General features: G+C 68.0%; 21 protein-coding genes. 19 read left to right on the forward strand and 2 right to left on the reverse strand.

Going from position 1 to position 23,497, the window contains the following annotated elements; translation table 11 throughout:
• Positions 1 to 607: 607 nt before the first annotated feature.
• The 14 genes from N553_RS25185 to N553_RS0117540 all read left to right on the forward strand — a co-directional run bounded on the left by N553_RS25185 (position 608) and on the right by N553_RS0117540 (position 13,764).
• Positions 608 to 1,147 (forward strand): hypothetical protein, encoded by a 540-nt coding sequence (locus N553_RS25185; RefSeq protein WP_156043889.1) that lies wholly within the window; start codon positions 608 to 610, stop codon positions 1,145 to 1,147.
• 982 nt (positions 1,148 to 2,129) lie between these two features.
• Complete coding sequence (locus tag N553_RS0117485; protein ID WP_028047607.1) at positions 2,130 to 2,924, forward strand: hypothetical protein; 795 nt, start codon at positions 2,130 to 2,132, stop codon at positions 2,922 to 2,924.
• A 234-nt stretch (positions 2,925 to 3,158) separates the two neighbouring features.
• Complete coding sequence (locus N553_RS24480) at positions 3,159 to 3,719, forward strand: hypothetical protein (RefSeq protein ID WP_051640312.1); 561 nt, start codon at positions 3,159 to 3,161, stop codon at positions 3,717 to 3,719.
• Between the two features lie 176 nt (positions 3,720 to 3,895).
• Complete coding sequence (locus N553_RS23415) at positions 3,896 to 4,609, forward strand: hypothetical protein (RefSeq protein ID WP_197030121.1); 714 nt, start codon at positions 3,896 to 3,898, stop codon at positions 4,607 to 4,609.
• Positions 4,610 to 4,646: 37 nt separating this feature from the next.
• Positions 4,647 to 5,327: an SAF domain-containing protein gene (locus N553_RS0117500; protein ID WP_081844740.1), complete on the forward strand. Its 681-nt coding sequence runs from the start codon at positions 4,647 to 4,649 to the stop codon at positions 5,325 to 5,327.
• Positions 5,324 to 6,091 carry a hypothetical protein gene (locus N553_RS0117505; protein ID WP_028047609.1) on the forward strand — a complete coding sequence of 256 codons (768 nt, stop codon included), beginning with the start codon at positions 5,324 to 5,326 and terminating at the stop codon, positions 6,089 to 6,091. The genes N553_RS0117500 and N553_RS0117505 overlap by 4 nt, the downstream gene beginning before the upstream one ends.
• Positions 6,088 to 7,548 (forward strand): CpaF family protein, encoded by a 1,461-nt coding sequence (locus N553_RS23420; RefSeq protein WP_156043890.1) that lies wholly within the window; start codon positions 6,088 to 6,090, stop codon positions 7,546 to 7,548. Before N553_RS0117505 ends, N553_RS23420 begins: the two co-directional genes overlap by 4 nt.
• Positions 7,545 to 8,408 carry a type II secretion system F family protein gene (locus tag N553_RS0117515; protein ID WP_028047610.1) on the forward strand — a complete coding sequence of 288 codons (864 nt, stop codon included), beginning with the start codon at positions 7,545 to 7,547 and terminating at the stop codon, positions 8,406 to 8,408. Before N553_RS23420 ends, N553_RS0117515 begins: the two co-directional genes overlap by 4 nt.
• Positions 8,405 to 9,301, forward strand: coding sequence for a type II secretion system F family protein (locus N553_RS0117520; RefSeq protein ID WP_028047611.1), 897 nt, complete (start codon positions 8,405 to 8,407; stop codon positions 9,299 to 9,301). The genes N553_RS0117515 and N553_RS0117520 overlap by 4 nt, the downstream gene beginning before the upstream one ends.
• A 27-nt stretch (positions 9,302 to 9,328) precedes the next feature.
• Positions 9,329 to 9,529, forward strand: a complete 201-nt coding sequence (locus N553_RS23425) for a hypothetical protein (protein ID WP_034623249.1) — start codon at positions 9,329 to 9,331, stop codon at positions 9,527 to 9,529.
• 2 nt (positions 9,530 to 9,531) lie between these two features.
• A complete protein-coding gene (locus N553_RS0117525; protein WP_051640315.1) occupies positions 9,532 to 9,927 on the forward strand; it encodes a TadE/TadG family type IV pilus assembly protein in 396 nt (131 codons plus the stop codon).
• Positions 9,924 to 10,352 carry a TadE/TadG family type IV pilus assembly protein gene (locus N553_RS0117530; RefSeq protein ID WP_034623255.1) on the forward strand — a complete coding sequence of 143 codons (429 nt, stop codon included), beginning with the start codon at positions 9,924 to 9,926 and terminating at the stop codon, positions 10,350 to 10,352. Before N553_RS0117525 ends, N553_RS0117530 begins: the two co-directional genes overlap by 4 nt.
• Positions 10,349 to 10,804, forward strand: a complete 456-nt coding sequence (locus N553_RS0117535; protein WP_028047614.1) for a pilus assembly protein TadG-related protein — start codon at positions 10,349 to 10,351, stop codon at positions 10,802 to 10,804. The genes N553_RS0117530 and N553_RS0117535 overlap by 4 nt, the downstream gene beginning before the upstream one ends.
• Complete coding sequence (locus tag N553_RS0117540; RefSeq protein ID WP_028047615.1) at positions 10,801 to 13,764, forward strand: LysM peptidoglycan-binding domain-containing protein; 2,964 nt, start codon at positions 10,801 to 10,803, stop codon at positions 13,762 to 13,764. The genes N553_RS0117535 and N553_RS0117540 overlap by 4 nt, the downstream gene beginning before the upstream one ends.
• A 170-nt stretch (positions 13,765 to 13,934) precedes the next feature.
• Here N553_RS0117540 and N553_RS0117545 read toward each other — a convergent pair whose 3' ends face one another.
• Positions 13,935 to 15,131, reverse strand: a complete 1,197-nt coding sequence (locus N553_RS0117545) for a hypothetical protein (protein WP_028047616.1) — start codon at positions 15,129 to 15,131, stop codon at positions 13,935 to 13,937.
• Between the two features lie 2 nt (positions 15,132 to 15,133).
• Entirely contained in the window at positions 15,134 to 17,332 is a 2,199-nt protein-coding gene (locus N553_RS24815; RefSeq protein ID WP_081844741.1) for an ATP-binding protein, read from the reverse strand.
• Between the two features lie 635 nt (positions 17,333 to 17,967).
• Between N553_RS24815 and N553_RS0117555 the strand changes: the two genes are divergently transcribed.
• The 5 genes from N553_RS0117555 to N553_RS0117575 are packed head-to-tail and all read left to right on the forward strand — an operon-like array spanning position 17,968 to position 23,239.
• Positions 17,968 to 18,279, forward strand: coding sequence for a DUF6112 family protein (locus N553_RS0117555; RefSeq protein ID WP_034623263.1), 312 nt, complete (start codon positions 17,968 to 17,970; stop codon positions 18,277 to 18,279).
• A 1-nt stretch (position 18,280) separates the two neighbouring features.
• Entirely contained in the window at positions 18,281 to 19,417 is a 1,137-nt protein-coding gene (locus N553_RS0117560) for a hypothetical protein (protein WP_028047619.1), read from the forward strand.
• Positions 19,418 to 19,476: 59 nt separating this feature from the next.
• Positions 19,477 to 20,835, forward strand: coding sequence for an SCO6880 family protein (locus N553_RS24485; protein ID WP_028047620.1), 1,359 nt, complete (start codon positions 19,477 to 19,479; stop codon positions 20,833 to 20,835).
• A complete protein-coding gene (locus N553_RS23430; protein WP_197030122.1) occupies positions 20,832 to 22,151 on the forward strand; it encodes an ATP-binding protein in 1,320 nt (439 codons plus the stop codon). Before N553_RS24485 ends, N553_RS23430 begins: the two co-directional genes overlap by 4 nt.
• Positions 22,148 to 23,239 (forward strand): DnaB-like helicase N-terminal domain-containing protein, encoded by a 1,092-nt coding sequence (locus tag N553_RS0117575; protein ID WP_156043892.1) that lies wholly within the window; start codon positions 22,148 to 22,150, stop codon positions 23,237 to 23,239. Before N553_RS23430 ends, N553_RS0117575 begins: the two co-directional genes overlap by 4 nt.
• Positions 23,240 to 23,497: the final 258 nt, after the last annotated feature.

Here is a 23,497-nt window from a genome sequence, read left to right on the forward strand (position 1 = left end):
CAGGCGACAGACGATGGCTACCACTGCAGTTGAGAAGATGCGCGCTTCGGACTGGGAGCCACTGGAGCCCTACGTCGACAGCGGTTCGTATTGGCGTGCCGTGTGCCTTCGCTGTGGCACGGAAGGGAGCACCCGCGTTGCGGACCTCCCGCGCACCCGCGGGTGTGAAACGTGCAGCGGCAAGCGTCGCCATGTCACTGACGACAACGCCCGAGCGACCCTGTTGACTGCGGGCTGGGAGCCTCTTTCGCGGTACCCCGGGCCGCGGGAACCCTGGCCGAGTCGCTGCACCACCTGTGGCGCCGTCGCGAATCCGCGCTATGAGAGCGTCAAGAGCAAGGGTTCGGGTTGTCGAATCTGCGCAGCCCGGGCGAACGGACGCCAGCGCAGAGAGCGATTCGAGGCGACCGCCTGTGCTGTCATGAGGTCAGCAGGGCTCGAGCCACTTGCAGCGTTCCCTGGTGCGAACAAGCCCTGGTCATGCCTGTGCACACGATGTGGCAGCGCTGGTGCCCCGAGATACAGCAACGTCAAGGCGGGCGGTCGGGGCTGCGAAACCTGCAGGCGCGCCGCGCAAGGCCGAGCGAAGAGAGAAAACTTTGCCGAGATGGCCGAGGTTCTCTTGCGAGGCTTCGGCTATGAACCGCTTGAGCCGTACCCCGGGATGGTCGAGCCCTGGAACTGCACCTGCCGCTGCGGCCGACAGGTTGCAGTCCGGTGGTCGAATCTTCTACAGGGGTCGTCCGCCACGCGCGGATGCAACTGGTGCAAGACCAGTGGCTTCAACTTCGCGGTGCCTGCTCACTTGTACCTGCTCAAGCATGAAGGACTCGGGTGTCTGAAGATTGGCGTGACCGCCGAGCACTCGACGCGGCTCGCATCCTTCCGGAGCCTCGGTTGGGATGTCGTCACGATCGAGCGATTCGAGCGCGGCGAGACTGCTGCGACGGTCGAACGCGACGTCCTGACGTGGTGGCGTACTGATCTCCTACTACCACCACACGTCGGCCCGACGGAGATGCCAAAGGGCGGCTGGACGGAGACCGTTGCAAGCGATGCCGTCGATGTGGGCGAGCTGATTGACCGGATACGGTTGTACGCGCTGCACGCGTTCGATGCCGACGAACGCTCGGCCGACGGCATCTAGAGTCGCACGCGCACCCACAAGCTTCACGGCACTTGAACCCCCGGGATGAGCTCCTGCTCGAACCCACCGAGACCGCTGAGATCGTCATGCACTGGTTCGAGATCCGGACGCGCCCAACTCTCCAGGCGCCCCCGATGATGCCGACCCCAAGGCGTATTGCCGTCGCAGCCGAGAGCAACCAGTCTCAGCCAACGCGTTAGCGCGGGTCTAGGTGCCGTCGCAGCCTTCCCGCCGACGTTCATCGACGACCCGGCTGCCACTATCGGCGGCCGACGGCCGATGCCCAAACCCACGCGAACCCCTCGCGTCCGCCTGGGTCGACATAGCGCACATGAACCTGCGAGCTCGTCCAGGCGACTGCGTACCCGTCGGCCGCGAATGACTTGCCGCGCCCGCTCGTCACCCACACGACGACCGCCAGCGGCGACTCGGGCTGCACCATACGTTCGCCGGCGCGAGCCTCGGCGGGCGCATCGACGGGCTGCTCGTGGGTTGGCACTCGTTCGACGCTGTGACTAGAACGCACGTTCGAATCGTAGCCGCGTTGCAGCTACTGAGACCGCGCGCGGAAGACACTCCTCGACGATCCCCGTCGGGCGTAGACCCGCCCACAGAGCTCGTGGCCGGATTCGCATCAAAGCTCCAGCCGATAGACACACCAATCACACGACGGCTGATTGCTGCACTGCACGCACACCTAGTGCCTACCCGCCCGGGGCTCTCGCGCGGCGACCGTCAGGCGCCGCCTCATGCCAGCGCATGGGTGATCGATTGCGGCGCGGATGTGATCCATCGATAGACAAACGGATCACATCGCGGCGTCAACGACTTTGTAATCGATCCGTCTATCGCGTCTGAGCAGCCTCGGTGCCGTTGACCTACGGCACCGGAGGAGAGCATGACGACGACACCGGATCCCGCACCCGGCGGCGGACCCGAAGACGAAACCCGCATCGTTCGAAACCGCGCGACTCTTCTTCGGATGCTCGACGTGATCGATCGTGAGGGCTGGGACAGCCCGACGGCCACGGTGCTCCTGAGGTACCTCCGCGAACGCGTCGTGCGGCCACTCGCCATCAGCGTCGGCCTCCGCGGAGCTGCCGCATCGCAGGCCGAAGCCACTGCGTGGCAGGCGCTGTGGATGGAGCTCACCAAGCCGACGTTCCGCACCGTCGCCTCACCTTGGGGTGTGCTCGGACAGATCGCGCGGCGACAGCTGCTCGGGGAGATTGTCGCCGCCCGGTTCGCGACGAACGGCCGTCGCGGATGGAAACTCGAGGTCGCCTCGCGTGACGGCGTGATCGGGCCCGCTGTAAGCCTCGATGTTCTCCTGGAGATCGGCTGGGAACCGGAGAGCCACGATCTGACCTTCGGCGAACCTCCCGAGACAGCCGGGCTAGTCGAGGCGGCACGTCGCGCACTCTGCCTCGTCGGGTGGAGTGAGACGGAGGCAACGGCGATCCTTGCGGCCGTACTCGACGCGCCGGTGCCCAGGCTCGACGAGCGCACCCAATTCCCGGGCTGGCGGCTCATGGCAGCGGCCCTCGGCATCCCGCCGTGGCAAGCGCGTCGACTGACCATCGCGCTGCGCGGAACGAGCGACTGGCCAGGCGTGATGGCACGGATCATCGCCGAGGGGCCGTCGGTGATCGACTCCCCGATCGTGCGCACAGCGTTGATGGCCACCCGCCGCCGCTCGGACCGTTCCCCGGTCCTCGCAGCACGTCGCGCCGAGCAGGAACTCACCGACGCCTGTCCACAGCGCCATGCAAGTTGAGCTCTGTCCACAGATTCGTCGAACCTTGCTCGCGTGTTACGCACTCTGTGGCACACCTATGGGCATGGAAATCGAGCGAGTCACGAATCACCTGACCGCTAGGACTTTCGCGGTTCACCGGTTCGGGTATGGAATGGGTGTTCTGACGCTGTCGTCGAGCGGTCCCTGCGCCTGCGGGTTCCGCGCAGGGGCGGGTGTTTGCCGATGAGAAGTCGACAGATCACCAAGGGGGCCGTGGCGGCCACAGCGCTGATCATCGTCGCGGCTCTTCTCGCCGCGTGCACCGACCCGGCTCCGGTTCGCACGCAGAGTCCGTCGATCTCGCCAACGGCCACGCCGTCTCCGACGCCCAGCCCCACGCCTTCGATCGACCCGACCGTCGCGCAAGCTGAGGCTGCGATCCTCGAGGCCTACCAGGGTTACTGGGATGCCAAGGTGGCCGCCTTCGCCGATCCGACAAAGGACCCCGGCCCCGAGCTCGAGAGGTTCGCGGTCGACAAGGCGTTCGCGGACGTCGCGTCGAGCGTCTTCACGTTCCGCGACTCTGGCGTCTCGGTTACCGGTCGACCCGTCCTGAGTCCGACCGTCTCCGACGTGGTGACAGGCGACAGTGGATCGGCCACCATCGTCGACTGCGTCGACGGAACGGGGTGGCAGCCCATCTACACCGCGAGTGGGGAGTCGGCCGCAGTAACCGGACAGGCTGTGAGACTGCTGACGACGTCGACGGCTTACTACTACGTGGACCATTGGACGATTCGAACGTCCAACGTCGATCGCGAAGCGCCATGCTGACGGCCGTCATCGGAGTTGCCGCAGTAATCGCCAGCATGAGTGTCACCACCCTCATGCCGTCGGGCGTGACGTGTGCGCCGAACACGACGTTCTGCATCATCGAGGTTGATCAGCCGGGTCAGCCGGCCCCGCCCCCAGACAGCACTGGGCACGACGTGGTCGTACGAGAGTGCACCGTGTCCAGCACCGGCCGAGTCGTTCCGTGCCAAGGGCCGCTCGGCTGGTTCAACGACAGGGACGACTGCTACTGGCGAAAGCTCGAACAGCAGCCGCCGGACACCGACGTGATCTGGGGCGGGCACTACCCCGACGGCGCCATCTATGCGGTCTCGTGCGCGGCAACTCATCCCGGCGGCACCGATGGGTGGGTTTGGGCTCCGACTGACCCGCCGGGCTATGGAGGGACCGGCGTGACGCCGGCGCAGCTAGCGCAGCAGGCGCTGGCCAGGATGGCGCTGACCGGACCCGCGATCCGGATGACGATCGAGGGCGACGAAATGGGCCTGGTCGGCCTGCCGCTGTGGTTGTGGACCGAGGTGGGGCCGACGACGTGGGGTCCGAACTCCGCGACGGCGGCGGTTCCGGGGCTATCGGTGACCGCTTCGGCGCAGGCGCGCCAGATCGTCTGGGACATGGGCGACGGGCGCGCCGAGACGTGCAAGAACCCAGGAACGCCGTACTACACCGGTGGTGTCACGTCACCGACGTGCCAGCACATCTACGAGCAGTCTTCCGCCGGGCAGGCCAATGAGGCGTTCCCGGTCACCGCGACGACGACGTGGGACGTGACGTGGACGGGTGGTGGCGCTTCGGGCGCGCTGACGGTCACGCGGCAGGCCACGGCGAGCGTGCGCATCGGTGAGATGCAGGTGCTCATCACCCAGGAGTAGTCACCCGGCGGCTTGCCCGCCTGCAGGGGAGGTTGCCATGACGGCAACGAGTCAGAAGACCACGCTGAACGGTGCGCCTGCCCGCGCCGCGCTTCATGCGCCCAGCATCGCGTCCCCGCGGGGTCGGCGACGGCCGATGCTGGTGATCGCCGGGATCGTGATGGTCGTAGTCGGCGCACTGGCCGCGGTGTGGTTGGTGTCCAGCAGCGGCCATCGCACACATGTTGTCGTGATGGCCCGGGACGTCGCCTACGGCACACCGATCAGCGCGACCGACCTCACGACGACCGCGGTCGCGGTCGACCCGAGTGTCGCCACGATCCCCGCCGCACAGGCGGGCGACCTCGTGGGTCAGGTCGCGGTGACGTCGCTGCCCAGGGGAACACTGCTCGCGCGTGCCGACCTGACATCGGACGGCGTCGTGGGCGCCGACGAAGTGCTCGTGCCGCTGCCGCTGAGCGCCGAGCGCGTCCCTGCGGGCGGGCTGGCCGGCGGCGACCGGGTGCTCGTGGTGGACGCACCTGCACAGGGTGCCGACCCGGTCGCGGGCACCCCAACCTCGACCGCGGCCACCGTGGTTCGGGTCAGTGCACCGGACATCAACGGCATGGTCGTGGCGGACGTGGTCGCCACGACCGAGGATGGCCCGGTCTTGGCGACGCGCGCGGCGACGGGACGGTTCGCCCTGGTGGTCCTTCCGCCGCAGGGGTCGAAGTGAGCGTCGTGGCGTTGTGCTCGGCCCATGGCGCGCCAGGGGTCACGACGACGGCGCTCGCGCTGACCTGGATGTGGCCCGTCGTGCACCCAGACCGGCGGGTGCTCCTGGTAGATGCTGACCCGGCTGGCTCCGGGCTGCTGACCGGGTACCTGCAGTCCGGTGTGCCGGACACGAGCGGGGTGTTGGCCCTGGCCGCGCAACGGGCGCGACTGTCCGTCGAGCAGGTGATCGAGTGCGCGGTCGCGATCGACCCTGACTCGGCGTGCATGACGCTGCCCGGTCTGGCCGACCCGGTGCAGGCACGGCCCCTGGCCCCCACCTGGGCGGCGCTGGCCCAGGCCAGCCACGAGCTGGGGGGCCTCGGGGTCGACGTGGTGGTCGATCTCGGGCGGCTCGGGCACCGGTCTGAAGCGACTCCCCTGTTGGAGGCCGCCGACGTCGTGGCCGTGACGTCTCGCTGCGACGTGGCCTCCTTCGTGCCGGCGGCCGCCGCAGTGCGGAGGCTGCGAGCGGAGCGGGCGAGCCGGACGGGGCCGGTGGCGTTGGTGATCGGCCATGGCTACTCCCCCAGCGAGATCACGACCGCGCTCGGCGTGACGCACGTGCTGCCGATGGCTCTGGACGTGTGGGCCGCGTCGCGGTTCGAGACGGGTGGGGCACTGGGCTGGCGATTCGACCGGTCCCCGCTGTTGCGGACGGCACGTGCCGTTGTCGAACGTTTCGCCCAGCTGGCTCCGAGCCGGGACCTGGCGGTGTCATCGTGACCGGCGTCGAGGAGACCACCTGGACCGACCCCGCGATGCCGGCGAGCACTCACGGGTTTGGTGCAACCTCCACCCGTCTTGCCAACGGCGTCGGGCCCGTGCTGCCGACGCCGGATGTCGCCGTGGTGCGCGACGTGCGGCGTCTGGTCGCCGAGCGGCTGGCGGAGCGGTTGCGGAAGCAGACGGTCGACTCCCCCGATGCCCGCCGCGAGCTGGCACGCTCGCTGGTCGCAGCCGAACTGGCCGAGCGGGGTCGTAATCGGGTGCGTCGCGGGCAGGACCCCTGGCCGCTCGAGGTGGAGATGGTGACCTCGCGGGCCGTGATGGCCGCGTTGTTCGGGCTCGGCCGGTTGCAGCCTCTGATCGAGGACCCTGCGGTGGAGAACATCGAGGTCGACGGGCACGACAACGTCTGGGTGTCCTATGCCGACGGACGCGACCAGCAGATGCCGCCCATCGCCGAGTCCGACGCCGAGCTGATCGAGATCCTGCAGCTGCTCGCCGCCCGGACCGGGAACGCCGAACGCACGTTCTCCTCGGCCCACCCGGCGTTGCACCTGCGGCTCGAGGACGGGTCCCGGCTCGCCGCTGTCGCGTGGACCACCCCGAAGCCGCACGTGGTGATCCGTCGTCACAGGGTCCGCGACGTCGACCTGGACGACCTGATCGACCTCGGGACCCTCGACACCGTGCTGGCTGCGTTCCTGCGGGCCGCGGTCCAGGCTGGGAAGAACATCGTGGTGACCGGGCTGCAGAACGCCGGCAAGACGACCCTGATCAGGGCGTTGGCCAACGAGTTCGCGCCCATGGAGCGGTTCGCCACGATCGAGAAGGAGTACGAGCTGCACCTGCACGACCTGCCCCACCGGCACCAGCGCGTCGTTGCCCTCGAGGCACGCGAAGGCTCCGCCGAGAAGGACGTGACGGGGCGGCGGGCCGGCGAGATCACGTTGTCGGACCTCGTGGTCGACGCGCTGAGGTTGAACCTGCGCCGGATCATCGTCGGGGAGGTCCGCGGACCTGAGGTACTGCCGATGCTCGAGGCCATGTCGACCGGCGACGGGTCCTTGTGCACCCTGCACTCGCGCTCGGCCCAGCATGCCGTCGACCGCATCGTGACCCTGTGCCTGTCCGCTGGCGTCTCGATGACCGACGCGTTCGCGTACCGGTTGCTTGCCGGGTCGGTCGACCTGTTCGTGCACATCGAGCTCCTCGACCACACCGCGACCGGCGGCGCTCGGCGCCGGTTCGTGTCCCAGGTCGTCGAGATCGTCGGCCTGGGCGAGACCAACCGTCCCGCAACGACAACCGTGTTCGGGCCGGCCAGCGACGGACGGGCCATTCCCCTGCACCGTCCGCAGTGCCTGCCCGACCTCGTGCGCGCCGGGTTCGATCCGAGCCTGCTGGATCGTCGAGCCGGCACCTGGGCCGAACCCGTCGTTGGGGGCCAGCCATGACCGCGCTCCTGGCGGCTCTGGTGGGTGCCCTGTTCGTCGCCGGACTGCTCGTGATGGTGGCCGGTCTGCGTCGCACCGAACCGCGCCCCGTCCGTCCGACGCATGTGGGCATGCGGCGGCGGCCGGCGGTCGGGTGGTGGGGCCGTTGGCGGTGGGGCGTGGCCGCGGCGTCAGGTCTGTTGGCGTGGGCGATCACGCGGTGGCCGGTGGCCGCGTTGGTCGTGGTGGTGGCCGTCGTCGGACTGCCGTACCTGCTGGGTTCGGCCAAGGTCGCCGCCACGGCCATCGACCGGGTCGAGGCGATCGAGGAATGGACGCGGCGGCTGGCTGACGTCTTGGCCACGGGTGTCGGCCTCGAGCAGGGCATCCTCGCGTCCCTGTCCACCTGCCCCGCACCGTTGACGACCGAGGTGGGCGCACTCGCGGCACGCCTTTCGGCGCGATGGCCCACCGAGCAAGCGCTACGCGCATTCGCCGACGACCTGGACGACGCCGCTGGTGACTTCGTCGTCGCGTCTTTGCTGCTGGCCTCCCGACGGCGGGGCCCTGGCCTTTCCGGCGTACTCACCGCAGTGGCCGGCTCGGTGGCCGACGAGGTCGCGGTCCGGCGCAAGGTCGAAGCCGAACGTGCCCGACCGCGCTCCACAGCCCGTCTGGTCACACTGATCACCCTGGGTGTCGCGACATTGCTCATGCTCAACGGCGCCTATTTACAGCCCTATGGCGACGGGCTCGGGCAGTTGGTGCTGGCCGCGATCGCGGCCGCGTTTGCCGGATGCCTCCTGTGGATCCGAGCCCTGACCCTGACCTCCCCCGAGCCGCGGTTCTTGACCTCACCCACCACCGGGGGTACGCCATGACGCTGTGGACCGTGCTGCTCGTCGGCGCACTCGTCGGAGCCGGAGTCGTCGTCACCCTCGCCGGCCTCGCCCCAGCCCGACCCCACCTCGCGGCGACCATCGACCGCCTCCTGCCCACCTCGGCAGCATCGCGGCCCGCCAACCCGGGACCGCCGGCGGGGCGGTGGGACGGGGTCCGGCGATCCGTGCTGCCTCAGGCTGTCAGAAGCTTCGGCTTGCGCCGATACGCCGCGGACCTGCACGTGCTCGACCAGCAGCCCGAAGACCTGGCAGCCCGCAAAATCGGCTACGGCCTGCTCGGGCTCACGTTCCCCGCCCTGATGTCCGCCCTCATGCTCGTCGCTGGCGTCCGGCTCCCGTTCGCCATCCCCACCGTGGCCGGGCTCGTCCTGGGCGCCATGTTCTTCTGGCTGCCGGACTTGACCCTGCGCACCCAGGCCAGCGCGGCTCGGGCGTCGATGCGAGCCGCAACGTGCGTGTTCCTCGAGCTGGTCGCGATGGAACGCCTCGCTGACGCCGGACCAACCGAAGCCCTCGACCGGGCCGCAGCGATCGGCGGATCGGCTGAGTTCGAGCGCATCCGCGACGCCCTCCTACGCGCCGAGCTCGCCGGACAACCCTCCTGGACCGGTCTGTCCGACCTAGCCGAATCCACTGGGGTCACCGAGCTCGGAGACCTGGCCGACATCATGCGCATCGCCGGCCACGACGGCGCCGCAATCTACGCCACCCTGCGCGCCCGGGCCGCGTCACTACGCACCCAACTGCTCGCCACCTCGACCGCGAAGGCGAACGCCGCCTCCGAACACATGGTCGTCCCCGTCTCCCTGCTCGGCCTGTGCTTCATGGCCCTGCTCGGCTACCCCGCCTTCGTGCGGATCCTGCTCAGCTGAACCCAACACCCGAACGGAGCACCCGCCATGAACACCCTCGTGATCCTGGCCGTCCTGAACAGCTACCTGATCACCGCCCGACACCACATCCGCGAGCGTGTGCACGACGAGGACGGGGCCTCCACCCTCGAGCTCGTCATCATCATCCTGGGACTGATCGGGGTCGCCGGAGTCCTGGTCGTGGCCATCACCGCCGCCGTCCAGCGCCGCGTCGACCAAATCACCTGACCATGCCCACCCTCCGGCGGGAGGACGGGTCGGCCAGCATCGAGCTGGTCATCCTCTTCCCGGCCCTGCTGCTCGTGGTGACCGCACTCGTGCAGTACGGCCTGTGGTTCCACGCCCGCTCCTTGGCCCTGGCCGCCGCCCAGGAAGGCGTCGCCGTGGCCCGCGCCTACGGGTCGAGCCCCCAAGCCGGCCACGACACCGCACTCGCGTTCATCCGCGACCACGGCGCCGACACCCTCACCGGCGCCGCCGCCGTCGCCACCACACCCGATCCCCAGAGCGTGAAGGTTGTCGTCTCCGGACGCTCTTTGTCCGTCCTGCCCGGTGCACCGGGCATCGAAATCTCCCAGTCTGCCGACGGGCCCCTCGAGCGATTCACCACTACGGAGGCCCCATGAGAACGCGACTGCACCCCGACGGTGATCGCGGGTCCATCACCATCGAGCTGGCCATCTTGACTCCGGCGCTGATCCTGTTGCTCGGCACCCTCGCGCTGGCTGGACGCGTCCAGACCTCCGCCAGCGCCGTCGAGCAGGCCGCCCGCTCGGCAGCCCGTGACGCCTCCCTCGCGCGCACCCCCGACGCGGCCCGCGCCGCAGGGCAAGCCGCCGCGACCCGCGAGCTCACCGCGACGTCGTGCGCGGCCACCACCATCACCATCGACACCACCGGTTTCGCCGCACGCGTCGGACAAGACGGGACCGTGACGGCCACCGTGACCTGCACCCTGAGCATGGCCGACCTGGCCATCCCCGGACTGCCCGGCGCCCGCACGATCACCGCGCACGCAACCTCACCGCTGGACAGGTACCGCACCCGATGACCACACGCGCTTGCCGCCTACGCCCCGCCGCCGCGAGAGACCCGGAGGCCGGGTCGGTCACGGTCTTCCTCGCGATCAGCGTGCTCGGGCTTCTAGTGCTGATCGGGCTGGTCGCCGACGGCGGGGCCAAGCTGCGCGCCACCCAACGCGCAGATGCCGTCGCCGCAGAGGCCGCCCGCGCCGGCGGCCAAGCCCTCGATCTACCAGGCGGCATCGCCGGCTCCGGCACCCGCGTCGACCGCAGCACGGCCATTGCGGCAGCCACCTCCTACCTGCGCCAGTCCGGGCACACCGGCACCGTCACGATCAGCGACGACCGCACCCGACTCGAGGTCGACGTCACCGACACCCAACCAACCGCGTTCCTGTCCCTGATCGGCATCAGCGCCCTGACGGTCACCGGGCACGCCGAAGCGAACCTCGTCGAAGGCATCACCGGAGGTGGCACATGACCACGACCCTGCACCGCACGCACCACAGCCCCGAGGTCCTACACGCGCTGGCAGCGCTGCTCGCGCTGCTGGCGTTCGTCGTCGGCGCACCAGTGGCCCTGGTCGCGTTGGCACCGCTCTACCTGCCCGACGACCTGCCGAGGTGGAACCAGATCGGGACAGCCCTGACCTCTCCCGACGACGGATCGCTGCTGCTCGCAACACTCGCGCTGATCGGATGGGTCGCGTGGGCGGCCTTCACCACCAGCGTCGTGGTCGAGGTCATCGCCGGGCTGCGCCGCGTCTCCACACCGTCTATCCCATTGCTCGGTTCAGCACAGTGGGCCGCCGCCCGACTCATCGCCTCCGCGGGGATCCTGCTCGCGGTGTCCTCCACCGTCGCCAACCCGACTCCCGCAGCGGCGGCAACCGTCACGGCCACGCCCGCAGCGGCCGACCCTCCAGCCGCCGCGCCACAGGCTGCACGCCACGCCGCCGCACCGGCGCCCACCGCCCCGCAGACCCCGCCCGCCGCAACAGCGCCGCTGCCCACCGTCGTGGTTCAGCGCGGCGACACCTTGTGGGACATCGCCGAGCAGCACTTGGGCGACGGCACACGTTTCAGCGAGATCAGCACCCTCAACCTCGACCGGATCCAACCCGACGGGCTCGCACTGAACGACTCCCACTGGATCTACCCCGGCTGGACTCTCCTGCTCCCCGCAGACGCCGCCGGCCTCGCACCGCCCCCCATACCCTCAGATCCCAGCGTCCTCTCGCCGAAACCTCCCCACGAGGTGGTGGTCGAACCGGGCGACAGCCTGTGGAAACTCGCCGACGAACACCTGGGCGACGGCGCCCGCTACCCCGAGATCTACGCCATCAACGCCGGCCAGCCACAGCCCGACGGCGCCACACTCACCAACCCGAACGCGCTCGAACCCGGGTGGCGACTCGACCTGCCGACGCAGGACACCACCGTTCTCGAACCTCCCGCGCTCAATGTCGCGCCGCCAGCACCGGCTCCTGCTCCGCCGCAGACAACATCTGAGCTACGACCGACGAGCGATACCCAGGAACCGGAACCGGCAGCACCTACGCCCAGCGCCTCCCCGAAGACGCAACCCAACTCCGATGCGGCCTCGGCCTCGCGCGCCGACAGCGGTACGACGGACACCGGCAGCCACGCACCGCTGTTCGTCGGTCTGACCACTCTGGCGGCCGCGGGTGTGGTCGGTGAGCTTGGTCGCCGCCGACACCTGCAACACCGCGCACGACGCGTCGGGGAGTCCATCCCGATGCCCGAGTCCGGCACCGAGGCCGCCGCCGTCGAGCGAGAACTACGGCGGGCGGCCACACCCCTGACCGCGACCCAGCTCAAGAACGCCCTGCAGAACATCGACACCCGCTGCTACACCGCCGAACGCGACCTGCCTCGGATCGCCGCAGTCAGCCTCGACGAACGGACACTCACCCTGCACCTTCTGGATGACGACCCCGACCCCGTGTCGCCCTTCACCGCCGACGGCGACCGCTGGACGGCCTCGACGAGCGACCTCGCCGCCGACGAACTGATCGAGGATCCCGGTCGCTCCGAGCCGTACCCCGCCCTCGTCCCCCTCGGCCACACCGCCGACGCCACCGTGCTACTCAACCTGGAAGCCGCCGGCACCCTGAGCGTCTTGGGCGACGAGCACGCGGCAGACGACGTGCTACGCGCCCTCGCCGTCGAGGTCGTGACCAGCGACTTGACCGGGCGCGTCGCCCTAGTCACCGACGAGTCGCTCGCCGACCTCGCCGAGGCGTTCGAGCCTGCCCGCATGCACAGCGCACCCGACCACACTCGCCCACAAGCCGTCCGCACCCACGCGATCGCCCAGGCACTTGACGACGCCGGACTGGCCGACACCCTCGAAGCCCGCTCCGACCGCGTCCTCGAGGACACCTGGCTCCCGGTCGTCTACCTCGAACGCTCACCGAGCACCGCGCCACCTTGCGAACCCTGGACTGGGTCCGTCCTGATCACCCGCGAGGCAGTCGAGGGATGGACGCTCACCGTCGGCCGGGACGGCGCTACGACACTCGACCCGCTCGGCCTCACACTGCATGCCCAGCGGCTCAGCGACACCGATCTCGAGCACGTGACCTCACTCCTACAAACGGCACAACCACCAGTCGTCGTACCGCTGAGCTCGAACTTCCACCACGACTCCCCTAATGCGGACTCGCCCACCTCCGACGAGGTCGCGGAGGCGATGCGCGCCGCGGCGCAGACGCGGTCGACCGTTCCGGGAACCCGCGAGGGACGGATCCGCGTCAATGTTCTCGGCCCAATCCAGATCGATGGCCTGACCAAGCCCCACTCGGCACCACCACCGCGCGCCACCGAGCTACTCGTCTACCTTGCCTTGCGACGCTCCGCGAGCGGGCCCGAACTTGACGAGATCTTCTGGCCAGGCAAACGAGACGTCACCGGCACCCGCAACACCTTCGTGTACCGAACCCGCCAACTCGTCGGAGACGACGCTCTGCCTCCCGTCCGCCGCGGAGAACCGCTCAGGGTCACGGATGACGTCGTCACCGACTGGGCCACCTTCCAGGCCCTGACACAACGAGCGCTGGATTCCAACGAGGAGGAGAGAGTGGAGAACCTCACCGCCGCGCTGGCTCTCGTGCGGAACCGACCATTCTTCGGGATCGATGACGCGAACTACGCGTGGGCCGAGCACGAGATCCAGAACATGGTCAGCGCCATTGCGGACGCCGCCCACCTGCTGGCCCGCACCCATCACGAAGCCGGCCGATATGTCGAAGCCATCCAAGTCGCCACCCTCGGCCTGGACGTCGATCCACTCTCAGCGCTTCTGCAACGGGACGCGCTGGCGGCCGCTTCGGCACGAGGCGACGACGGCGAGTACCAGCGCCTTCGCCACAGATTCCAGGTGCGACTTGAGGCACTGGATCCGGACCTCGAACTGTGACGGGTCACGAACGCGCCGAGCCGTTCGGAAGCACTGCGCACGCGCTCCCATGCGCAAGGGGGGAAGGTGGTGACCCCCAAAATCGGTGGAACTGAGCGCAGATCGATCACTCGAGGCGAGGGTCGTCCTCTCTCACACGCGTGGACAAGACGGGTCGCCCAACGCGATCACTACGACAGGCCCTCGAACGCCCTCTCGGGAAGCGCCATGAAACCGCGGCGGTACAGGTACTGCCCGAGCTGCTCCTGCAACTGCGTAGCGTACGGATCCAACAAGCGGCCCCGCCGCATCTCCTTCACCTCCGACCACGAAAGCGTGTTCCAAGACGAGAACTTAACCTTGTATGGCCAACCCAGCGGATCGACGTGCCAGATAATCGCTTCGGTCGTCTTTTGCGCCCTATACAACTCATGAACCTTCCTAGCTCGCTTCAAAACCTCAGGCGCCATGGGTTCCGCGATCAGCAGCAGCAATCGCACATCATCAAGCGATTCGCCGGCACGGGCGACGGTGTCACAGGAGGGCGAAACATTGATCAGGATTCTCGGCGGTCGATCACCCGCAACCTCCTCAAAGAAGAAGTCGCCGGGCGAGATAGTCGAACCGTCCAACGACACCTCATCGATCACGGCCTGTCGGTGCAAAATGCGGCGAAGCGAAGCACCGTCCAAGTCCATGGCGGTGTGAAGATGCGCGGGGTTGAAGAGATCGGACGGCAATCGATTGACGACATTCCTACCAATCACATCAGCCAACTCTGGACCGGGGCTAGATCCCTCGGCCTCGAGTGCCGCCCATAACGCGCCCGGCCAAGAAGGTGACGACTCCTCGAATTCACGGAATGTCGATTCCCGGGCAGCGGCATACGACCTGTCCCATGCTTTTAGCGCGTACATCGCAGGGTGCTTAACCCACCAGTCCGTAACTGCCGCCAGAACGTCCGCGATTACGGCAGATTTCGCTCGGACTTCGATGCGGCGCTGCAGCTCGGCGCGCTCGGCATCAAACTCCGCCTCCAGTATCTGCCAAACGAGCTCAACGTCCTCGCGGGTAAAGATAAAGACCGGCGCGTACACACTGTCCACCAATCTCTTGATGAACTGCGCGATGCCCGTCTCAAGCACCGACGGCGTCGAGACGCCGGGGAGCCGCTCCTCGCCCGTCAGATCCCAGTCGACAATTATCATGGAACTCACTTGCCAGTGGCGCAATGCGTTGTCGTCGGGTATCGCGACGTACGCCACCACCGGAATCTGCTGCCTCTCGATCTCCGCACGGATGGCACCGATCTCTGTCGCCGTGTCGTTTACTTCGTCGTCGACAATTACAGCTGGGCCAACAAGTAGGTCACGCAGCTCCTCCGCCACCGCTATATCGCCTCTCCAAAGGAGATCTGGAAGACCGCACCCTTCACATCGAGTGGCGCGTCGTTGGACAATGCAATTGTAAATCCGGAGCGAATGCCAACTTGCCTCGCGATGTAAAGACCGAGACCCTTGCCGTCATCACCCTTACCAGAATAGAACGGTTCGAAAATAAACTCTCGATAGTCAGCCGCAACTCCAGGCCCGCTATCACCGAACCACACACACTCGCGACTGGCATCTATTCGCACATGAATTCGACGTTCATCCTCCTCGCCGCGCAGCCAGTAAATCGCGTTATCAAACAAGTTCACAAAGACTTGAAGCAGGGCCGCGTCGGTTGACTTCACCACCAAGGGGCCGAACGGCTCTTCAATAAGGACTCGAACGCGATCCCGCCCAATTGCGCCGGCAAAGATTCGCTGCGTCCTCTTAACGTAGTCAATCACGGACATCTTTCCGGGGCGCTTTCGCGTCGATACAAACAGTCCCTGCACGTCAGTCAGGCGTTCATTCACAAAGGTTGCGTCTTCGATCAAAGCATCCATCTGGCTGAACAGCCACATGTTGCCAGGCACCAAGTCTTCGATTCTCTCGCGAAGCGAGTGAGCGAGTCGCACAGCGCGACCCGCCGCCGCCAATATGTCGTGGGATGCGGATTCAACCGACATACCCACCCCTGCAAGGTCTTCCGTCAGCCGCACGCGCCTCTCAAGCTCGGCGAGGTGAACCTCAAGAGCGCCGACGGCGTCTCGAACTTCGGCCCGCCGAGCCGGGGGTAGTAGCGGGTCGGTAGCTAGGGACGTCAAAGAGCTCCGCGCGCTGCTCACGCGATTGGTGGCGACGACCTCACGTCGCTCTCCGGCAGCGAGGTAAGACTGGAAGTAGGCCGTCCGCAGATAACTGACCAAGACGGTTAGCAACGCAACGAAATCTCTTGACGCATTGCCCGCGTCGACCAAGCCCTCTCTGTTCGTCTTATCCCGGAGGTCCGGATTCGAACGTTGCGTTATCCACACAAACCCAACAGTCTGGTCGTTGCTGAATATGTGGCGCGCAGCCTTGGTGCCGCGAATAATGTCCAGGCGCAGCCAGTCGTCTTCCGGATCGCCATACGGCATTACCCGAATTCCGTCGCGGTACAAGTAGACACGATGCTGGCGCAGGAGTTCGCGATCCGCCTTGTCTAGGCGATATTCCATGGGAGCCGATGGTCGAAAATCGAAAACGAAAAAATCAGCGTCAAACGGTCCGCACTCGACATCCTGCGGCCCCCGCCTCCCCTCGACGGACCCGAAGTACTCGCGGAACAGCAGAAGCCCGGCCACCGCAGGATCGTCAAGACGAACCTGGCGTCGTTCGCCGTTTACGGTCAGATCGAAAGTCGAAGTTCGATCGTCAAAATGAGCGCGCACTCGAAGCACGGCGCGGTTTTCGAACAAATCGTTCCGCGTCGCATCGATATCTGCAGCAAAACTCATTTCCTCGCCGCTGGCCAGAAAGTGCACATCGAACTTGTCCGTGGAAGAGGTCCGCGACTTGAGTGCATCGATAGTTAAGGGCTGTAGTCGAGATACGTCTTGCCGTGCCCGCCGAATGTCCGCGACGCCCCAGCCAGATCGCAGACTGCTGATCTCGATGCGTGTGCCACCCGCTCCCGGTCCAACGAAGACCTCGGGGCTTCGACTGAGATATTCGACGGGAATTTGATCTAGAAACCTCGGCGGGGGCAGCGTTTCGCTTTGTTCCGAGGCGGCAGCCTCCGACTGGCTCTCATTCAGGTTGCCCTCACCGCCCGCCTGACCTTCATCCAAGAATCGCAAATCGTAGGTGACGACTTGCTCACTCGGTTCGCCGCGGCGTCTAGTGATAACTTTTGCTCGACTTCCAATCTTAAAGATTGCAAAGCGGCCTATGCCTTTTTCACCCTGAAGCACTCTGCCCCGTGGCGTGGTGGGCACGACCTGCTTGCGCTCGAGCTTTCCAGGTGTCGCGGGGTTGATCCAGTGCTCAAGTACGATCGCCGCGCTCATTCCGTCGCCGTTATCTTGAATCGAGATCCCGGATTCCGGTCGTGCGCGCATCGTAGCGCTGGCGAAGTTGTCGAAATCTACTTCTACCAATGTCGCGTCCGCGTCATAGGCGTTCTTGATGATCTCTGCTAGCGCGATCCGATCGTTCTTAATAAGCTGATCGCCGAGCATCGTTAGCAAGCGGGCGTACGGCCGGATTTGGACAGTGCGACGCGTCTCAGATACGCCTGGCGGCACCGTTACCCCTCAATTCTATTTCGAGCACGACGCCCTCGCGCATGCGTCGTCCCATTGTGTTCTCGATGGCATTGATATCCGAGACGACTCGCCGATGATCCGTTCCCTCCATCCGCGAGGAGGCGGCCGGTTGGCCCCGCGGCCAGCTGCGTCCTGCTCCAACCGCCAGCCAGCGACTTCGCCGCGTCGATCTCTTCCTCTGAAGGCACCGACCGAACATAGCGGAGCACTCCCGCCCGACGTGCGGTCTTGCGGACTCGACCGACAAGGCTTTCGCCACGTGGCCGACACAGCGGGGCTGCAGTCTGGCCACAGACATCGCCGTGCGACAGATCCACGACGGGCGCGTGCGCCAGCGCCCTTGGACTAAGGGCTCGTCCACGTCACACGAACCGTGTCAAGTGCAAGCTGCACTCAGTCTGCGAACGAGTCGCGGCCGCGAACGCGATTCCGTGCTCGCCGTTGAGAACCGAACACGTCGAGTTTGTGCTCGCGTGTTACGCACCTTCTGGCGCACCTACTCGCGAAGCCGTCGGCACCTGGTCGACGCACGGAGTCCGGAGGTCGCCATGCGGTACACGTCCGTCAGCCTGGGTCGGCTCAGCGCAGAAGATCCGGGCATCACCGCGAATCACGATGGCCTGCCGGGCCTGGCGGTGGTCAAGCAGATCGTCGGGGCATTGCTGACGTGGGGCTTGGTTGCCTGTGTCGCCGGCCTGGTGATCTCGGTCATCGTGTGGGCAGTGGGCCGCCAGCAGGGCAACTACGGTGCCGCGTCGGGCGGTAAGACGGGCGTACTGGTAGCGGCCGGTGGCGCGCTGCTGATTGGTGGGGCGAACGCGATCGTGGCGTTCTTCTCCGGCCTCGGCGGGTCGATCTGAGATGCCGGTCCCCACGCTCGATGCGTGCTTCGGCCCAGTGGCCATCGCATGCGAGACCGCCGGATCCATGCAGGGCGCGGCGTCGGACTACGTGCTCGGAGGGCTCGGTTCCGCGTTCTTGGCCGGCGCAGAGCAGATCGGTCAGCTAGCCCTGTCCGCGCTCGACACGAGCACGTCCGTGGACTTGGGTGTCGGCTGGTTCCGTTCCAACGTGGCGATCATCGCGGCGATCGCCCTTCCGGTCGTGGTCGGGCTGTTCGTGGTCCAAGTGCTGACCTCGGTGCTGCGCCGAGAGCCCGGTGGGCTGCTGCGCGGGGTGCTCGGGGTCGGCAAGGCCATGCTTGGTTCAGCCGTGGCGTTGGGCCTCACGCAGCTCGCACTGACCGCGGTCGACGGGATCTGCGAGTACATCGCTTCGACGGCTGGACTGACGGTGACCGCCGCAGCGGCGCAATTCTTCGCATTCTCGGCGCTCGCCTCGATCTCGCCTGCCCTGCAGATCCTGATCGGGCTCGCGCTCATGCTCGGGTTCGTCTTGATGTGGGGCGTGCTGCTGTTCCGCAAGGCGGCCCTCGTGCTGGTGGCGGTGTTCGCACCGATCGCGTTCGCCGGATCGGCGTGGGACCAGACCCGGATCTGGACGCGGCGGTGGATCGAGATCGTCGCCGCCTTGGTGTTCTCCAAGATCGTGATCGTCGTCGCGTTCGTCGTGGGCGCGTCCGCGTTCACAGGCATCGGCCCGGCTACCCCTCGTGAGCCAGCATCTACTACGCGCGCTGAGGGTGTGGCGGGGCTCTCGGATGCCCTGGTCGGGATCTTGCTGTTGGCGATCGCGGTGTGGGCGCCGTGGCTGACGTGGCGGTTCGTGCACTGGTCCGGGATGGAAGCCGCCGGGATGATGCACGCCAACGTGGCAGCGAACCCACTGAGCAAGGTCGCACGCAGCACGGCGAACACGACCCGCTACGCCGCCCAGCAGGCCGTGATGAGCAGCGTCACAGGCGGTGTCGGGGCCGCCGCGCGGTCCGCCACCACCGCAAAGGCCGCGACCGGGACCGGGACCGGACGGCAACCGAGCCCGCTGCCGCCTCAGGTGCCGGTCCCCGGCCGCACGACGCGGGGTGGTGAGGTCCCGTGAGCGGGCCGATCGACGCGACCGGTCCTACGACACGGTTCGGGAGATTGGAGCGTCGCGGGGTGCTTCTCGGCCTGACCGCCGCGCAGCTCGCCCTGGTCGCCGCCGCCGCGACCGTCGCAGTCGCGGTCGTCTACACGGCAGGTGCGGCCGGTCTCGTGGCGGCTGCTCCAGTGTGGGTCCTGCTGCTCGTGGCGGGCACGGTGAGCGTCGGTGGCCGTCCGGTGGCGAGCTGGGTGCCGCTCCTGGCGCAGTGGAAAGCGCGCCAGCTCATCGGCTCCACGACCGCTGTGGCCTCGACTCGTGGCCAGCGGGATGGGCTGCGGCTGCCGGGGATGGCGAACCCAATGGATCTAGTGGCATGCGAGGCCTTAGGTGCGGTGCTGCTGGTCGATCGCCGTGCGGGGACGGCCACGGCTGTCGTGCGGACGGCCGGCTCGGGGTTCGTGCTGGACGACTTCGGCTCGCAGGAACACAAGGTCGCCGGGTGGGCTCGAGTCCTGGCAGGGATGTGCCAGCAGCCTTCGATCGTGCGGGTACAGCTGATGATGCGCACGACGCCGGGCGGGCTAGCTCCGGCAAGGACATGGTGGCGGCAGCACTGCGGTGCACCGACCGGCGAGCTCGCCACTGCACTCGCGGGCATCCTCGACGCCGGGTTCTGGCGTCCGCATGTCCGCGACACCCTGCTCGCCGTAGCCGTTCGCCTGCCGCACACTCGCCGCCGCCTTTCGGACGCCGATGTCGCGGTGGTCGCGAAGCAGCTCGAGTCGGTCGCGACGTCGCTAGCTGCCGCCGGCGTTACGACGGACGGCTGGCTCGACCGGGCCGACCTGGCGGGCGTGGTGCGGTCCGCGTACGACCCCGATGCAGCCGGTCGCGCGGACCTCGCTTGCGCCAGCGGGTTGGTGGGGCCGGTCGGGATCCGTGAGCAGTGGTCACGGTTGCGCACCGACACCGCCGCGCATGCGACCTACTGGGTGGCGGAGTGGCCACGCCAGGAGGTGCAGCCCGCGTTCCTGCAGCCGCTGCTGCTGGGTGAGGCCACCGCGCGGACGCTGACCGTGAGCGCCGAGCCGGTGGGCACAGGGAAGGCGTTGCGGGAGATCCGCCGGGCCAAGGCTGAGCATGTCGCCGACGCGGCGCAACGCGCACGGATCGGGCAGATCGAGACCGAGGCGACCCGGGCCGAGATCGCGGACCTGGACCGGCGCGAATCCGAGCTCGTCGCCGGGCACGGTGACCTGCGCTTCACCGGCCTAATCACGGTCTCCGCCCCCGACGTCGCGACCCTGGACGAGCGAACGGCGGCGATGGAGAGCGCCGCGGCGCAGGCGATGTGCGACGTGCGGCGCCTGGTCGGCCAGCAGGGGCACGCGCACCTGGCGGCGATGCTCCCGCTCGCGCGAGGTGTCCTGTGAAGAGCGGCGGCGACACGCGGATGCGCACCCGCGCGGGGCGCTACCTGGCGGGGCCTCGGCTGCGCCTACCGGCGCACCGGGCGTCTTCGGCGACGCTCGCAGGTGCCTACCCGTTCCTGACGGCCGGGCCGTGCGACCTGGGGGTGCCGGTCGGGTTGGACGCACTGACGGGTGCACCGTTCTGCTTCGACCCGTGGGCGCTGTACGGGTCCGGAGAGCTGACCAACCCGAACGTTCTGCTGGCTGGGGTCATCGGGCAGGGCAAGTCCTCGCTGGCCAAGTCGATTGCGATGCGCTCGATCACTGCGGGGCGCTCCGTGTACGTGCCGGGCGACCCGAAGGGCGAGTGGGCACCGGTCGCGCAGGCCGTTGGCGGCACCGTGCTGCGACTCGGGCCGGGACAGTCCACACGGCTGAACCCGTTGGACGTCACCGCTGGCACTGACTCGCACGGTCCTCGGGTCCGTCTGCTGGCTGCGGTGGCGGCGTTGACGCTGCATCGCGAGCTCGGCGCAGCCGAGCACGGTGCGCTGGACGCCGCCTTGGCTCTGGCCGAACGTCAGCGGCCCGTACCGACGCTTGCCGCCGTGCTCGAGGCCCTGGTGACTCCGGACGCGCGGGCGTCGCACGACGACCATGTCCGGGTCGAGGACCGCAAGCTGGAGGGCCGTGAGGTCAGCCATGGGCTGCGGCGCCTGGTCCGTGGCGACCTGGCCGGTTTTTTCGACGGGCCGACCACCGAGCGGCTGGATCCGAGCGCACCGATAGTCGTGCTGGATCTGTCCCTGTTTGGGTCTGACGAGGACGCCCTCGCGCTGGCCATGACGTGTGGGTCAGCCTGGCTCGAGGGCACGCTCGCGGGGAGCGCCCTGCCGCGGTGGGTCGTCTACGACGAGGCCTGGCGCGTCTTGCGGCACGTTCCTTTGGTTCGTCGCATGCAGTCGCAGTGGAAGCTGTCCCGCGCGCACGGCATCGCCAACCTCATGGTGTTGCACCGGTTGTCCGACCTGGACGCCATCGGGCATCGCGGCTCGGAGGCCCGCGCTCTGGCCGAGGGGTTGTTGGCCGACTGCTCGACCCGGGTGATCTACCGCCAGGAGGCCGACCAGCTGGCCGGCACCGCGGCTCTGCTCGGGCTGACCCGACCGGAGCAGGACCTGCTCCCGGTCCTGCCGCGGGGCACCGGGCTGTGGAAGATGCCGCGCCGCACCCACGTCGTGCACCACCTCCTGCACCCCCTCGAAGCAGACGTGGTCGACACGGACGCGGCCATGCGAGACGACACCAACCAAAGAACAGGCGGGTGGTCCGGATGAGCGACGACATCACGCGGCTCGCCGAGCAAGCCACGCTCGGCGCGCTCCTGCTGCACCCGGCCGCTCTCGCCGAGGTCCAACGCTGGTTGCGGGCGGGCGACTTCGCCGACACGTGGCACGCGCAGGTCTTCACTTCTCTGCTTGAGCGGCGGGTCGCCCGAGAACCGATCGACCCCAACCATCTGGCGGACGCCCTCGTGGAACGGGTCGGTGTCCGGCGCGCGAACCTTCCACGTCTGGCGGACCTGCTGCACGTCACCCCACCGAACCCCGATGCGGTCACCTATGCGCGCATGGTTGCCGACGGTGGCCTGCGTCGCGAGATCGCTGGCACGGGTGTGCTGCTGCGGGCGGCAGCCGTCCAGTGTGCCGCCGACCGCATGTCTCGCCCGATCACCGCCACCTGCGCCATCGTGGACGCCGCCCTGGACTGCGCCGACGCACGCTGGGCCAAGGCCACGGGCCAACCGCACGACGAGGTCGTCGTCCCTCTCGCCCTGCGCGCCTCGCTGCCGACGACCGAGGCCCGATCGGGTGCGGACAAGTACCTGAGCGCCCACCCCGGACGCGACGCCGCCAGCGAACGTCGCAACGTCACCGCACTGATCGGGGCCCTAATAGCCCAGCCCGACCGGGCGGCAGCGGTCGCCGAGTGGCTGCCGCCGAGGCGGATCACCGACCCGGGATGGCGCCTCGTCTACGGCACGGTGCTCGACCAGGTAGAGCTCGGGCAACACGTCGACGTCGTCACGATTGCCTGGGCGACCCGCGTCCACGCCCATCACGAACAACCGGTCCCCGGCCTGCACGACCTGCGCGCCGCCGTGGATGAGGGCTGGTCCAGGCAGCTCGGACCGGCGATCCAGGCCGTCGCCGGCGACCAGGTCCGTCACCTCGCCGACGCCGGCGCCGCCCAGCTGTTCGCCGGTGCGAACAACCCTGGCGTCCTGGTCAGCGACCTCGTCGACACCGGCCACCTGCTCACCGCCGCGCTGACCCGGACGGCCACGGCGATGCCGATCCAACCGGCCCACACCGCCGCCGTTCCGCTCCAGCGTGCCCCGCAGATTGACGCGGTATCCCGATGAGCGGCCCACACCGAGCACGGCCCGGGCCTACCGGTGCACCCGACGTGACGACATGGGCCTTGACCGCCGGGGCAGCCGTTCTGATGTTCGCCGGCGTGCTGTGGTGCGGTGCGGCGCTCGCGTGCGTCCTGACCTCGCGCGACTTGCCCGAGGCGGGGCTGCTGACCGCGCTGCGCGCCGCCGCCCACCCGCGCGATCCGGCCTCGGTTTGGCCGCGACCCTCGGAGATGCCCGGGCCGGTCGCGTACTGGGCCGGGA

Origin of the sequence: Cellulomonas sp. URHE0023 (assembly GCF_000688475.1) — a bacterium.
In the GTDB taxonomy this organism is placed as follows: domain Bacteria; phylum Actinomycetota; class Actinomycetes; order Actinomycetales; family Cellulomonadaceae; genus Cellulomonas.

What these genes read in the sequence shown, in the direction of transcription:
- N553_RS0117500 (WP_081844740.1), top strand. Translation starts at nt 4,647, where the DNA reads ATGACGGCAACGAGTCAGAAGACCACGCTGAACGGTGCGCCTGCCCGC.
- N553_RS0117560 (WP_028047619.1), top strand. Translation starts at nt 18,281, where the DNA reads ATGCCGGTCCCCACGCTCGATGCGTGCTTCGGCCCAGTGGCCATCGCA.
- N553_RS0117540 (WP_028047615.1), top strand. Translation starts at nt 10,801, where the DNA reads ATGACCACGACCCTGCACCGCACGCACCACAGCCCCGAGGTCCTACAC.
- N553_RS24815 (WP_081844741.1), bottom strand. Translation starts at nt 17,332, where the DNA reads ATGCTCGGCGATCAGCTTATTAAGAACGATCGGATCGCGCTAGCAGAG.
- N553_RS0117555 (WP_034623263.1), top strand. Translation starts at nt 17,968, where the DNA reads ATGCGGTACACGTCCGTCAGCCTGGGTCGGCTCAGCGCAGAAGATCCG.
- N553_RS0117535 (WP_028047614.1), top strand. Translation starts at nt 10,349, where the DNA reads ATGACCACACGCGCTTGCCGCCTACGCCCCGCCGCCGCGAGAGACCCG.
- N553_RS25185 (WP_156043889.1), top strand. Translation starts at nt 608, where the DNA reads ATGGCCGAGGTTCTCTTGCGAGGCTTCGGCTATGAACCGCTTGAGCCG.
- N553_RS0117530 (WP_034623255.1), top strand. Translation starts at nt 9,924, where the DNA reads ATGAGAACGCGACTGCACCCCGACGGTGATCGCGGGTCCATCACCATC.
- N553_RS0117485 (WP_028047607.1), top strand. Translation starts at nt 2,130, where the DNA reads ATGCTCGACGTGATCGATCGTGAGGGCTGGGACAGCCCGACGGCCACG.
- N553_RS0117520 (WP_028047611.1), top strand. Translation starts at nt 8,405, where the DNA reads ATGACGCTGTGGACCGTGCTGCTCGTCGGCGCACTCGTCGGAGCCGGA.
- N553_RS0117575 (WP_156043892.1), top strand. Translation starts at nt 22,148, where the DNA reads ATGAGCGACGACATCACGCGGCTCGCCGAGCAAGCCACGCTCGGCGCG.
- N553_RS0117525 (WP_051640315.1), top strand. Translation starts at nt 9,532, where the DNA reads ATGCCCACCCTCCGGCGGGAGGACGGGTCGGCCAGCATCGAGCTGGTC.
- N553_RS23425 (WP_034623249.1), top strand. Translation starts at nt 9,329, where the DNA reads ATGAACACCCTCGTGATCCTGGCCGTCCTGAACAGCTACCTGATCACC.
- N553_RS0117515 (WP_028047610.1), top strand. Translation starts at nt 7,545, where the DNA reads ATGACCGCGCTCCTGGCGGCTCTGGTGGGTGCCCTGTTCGTCGCCGGA.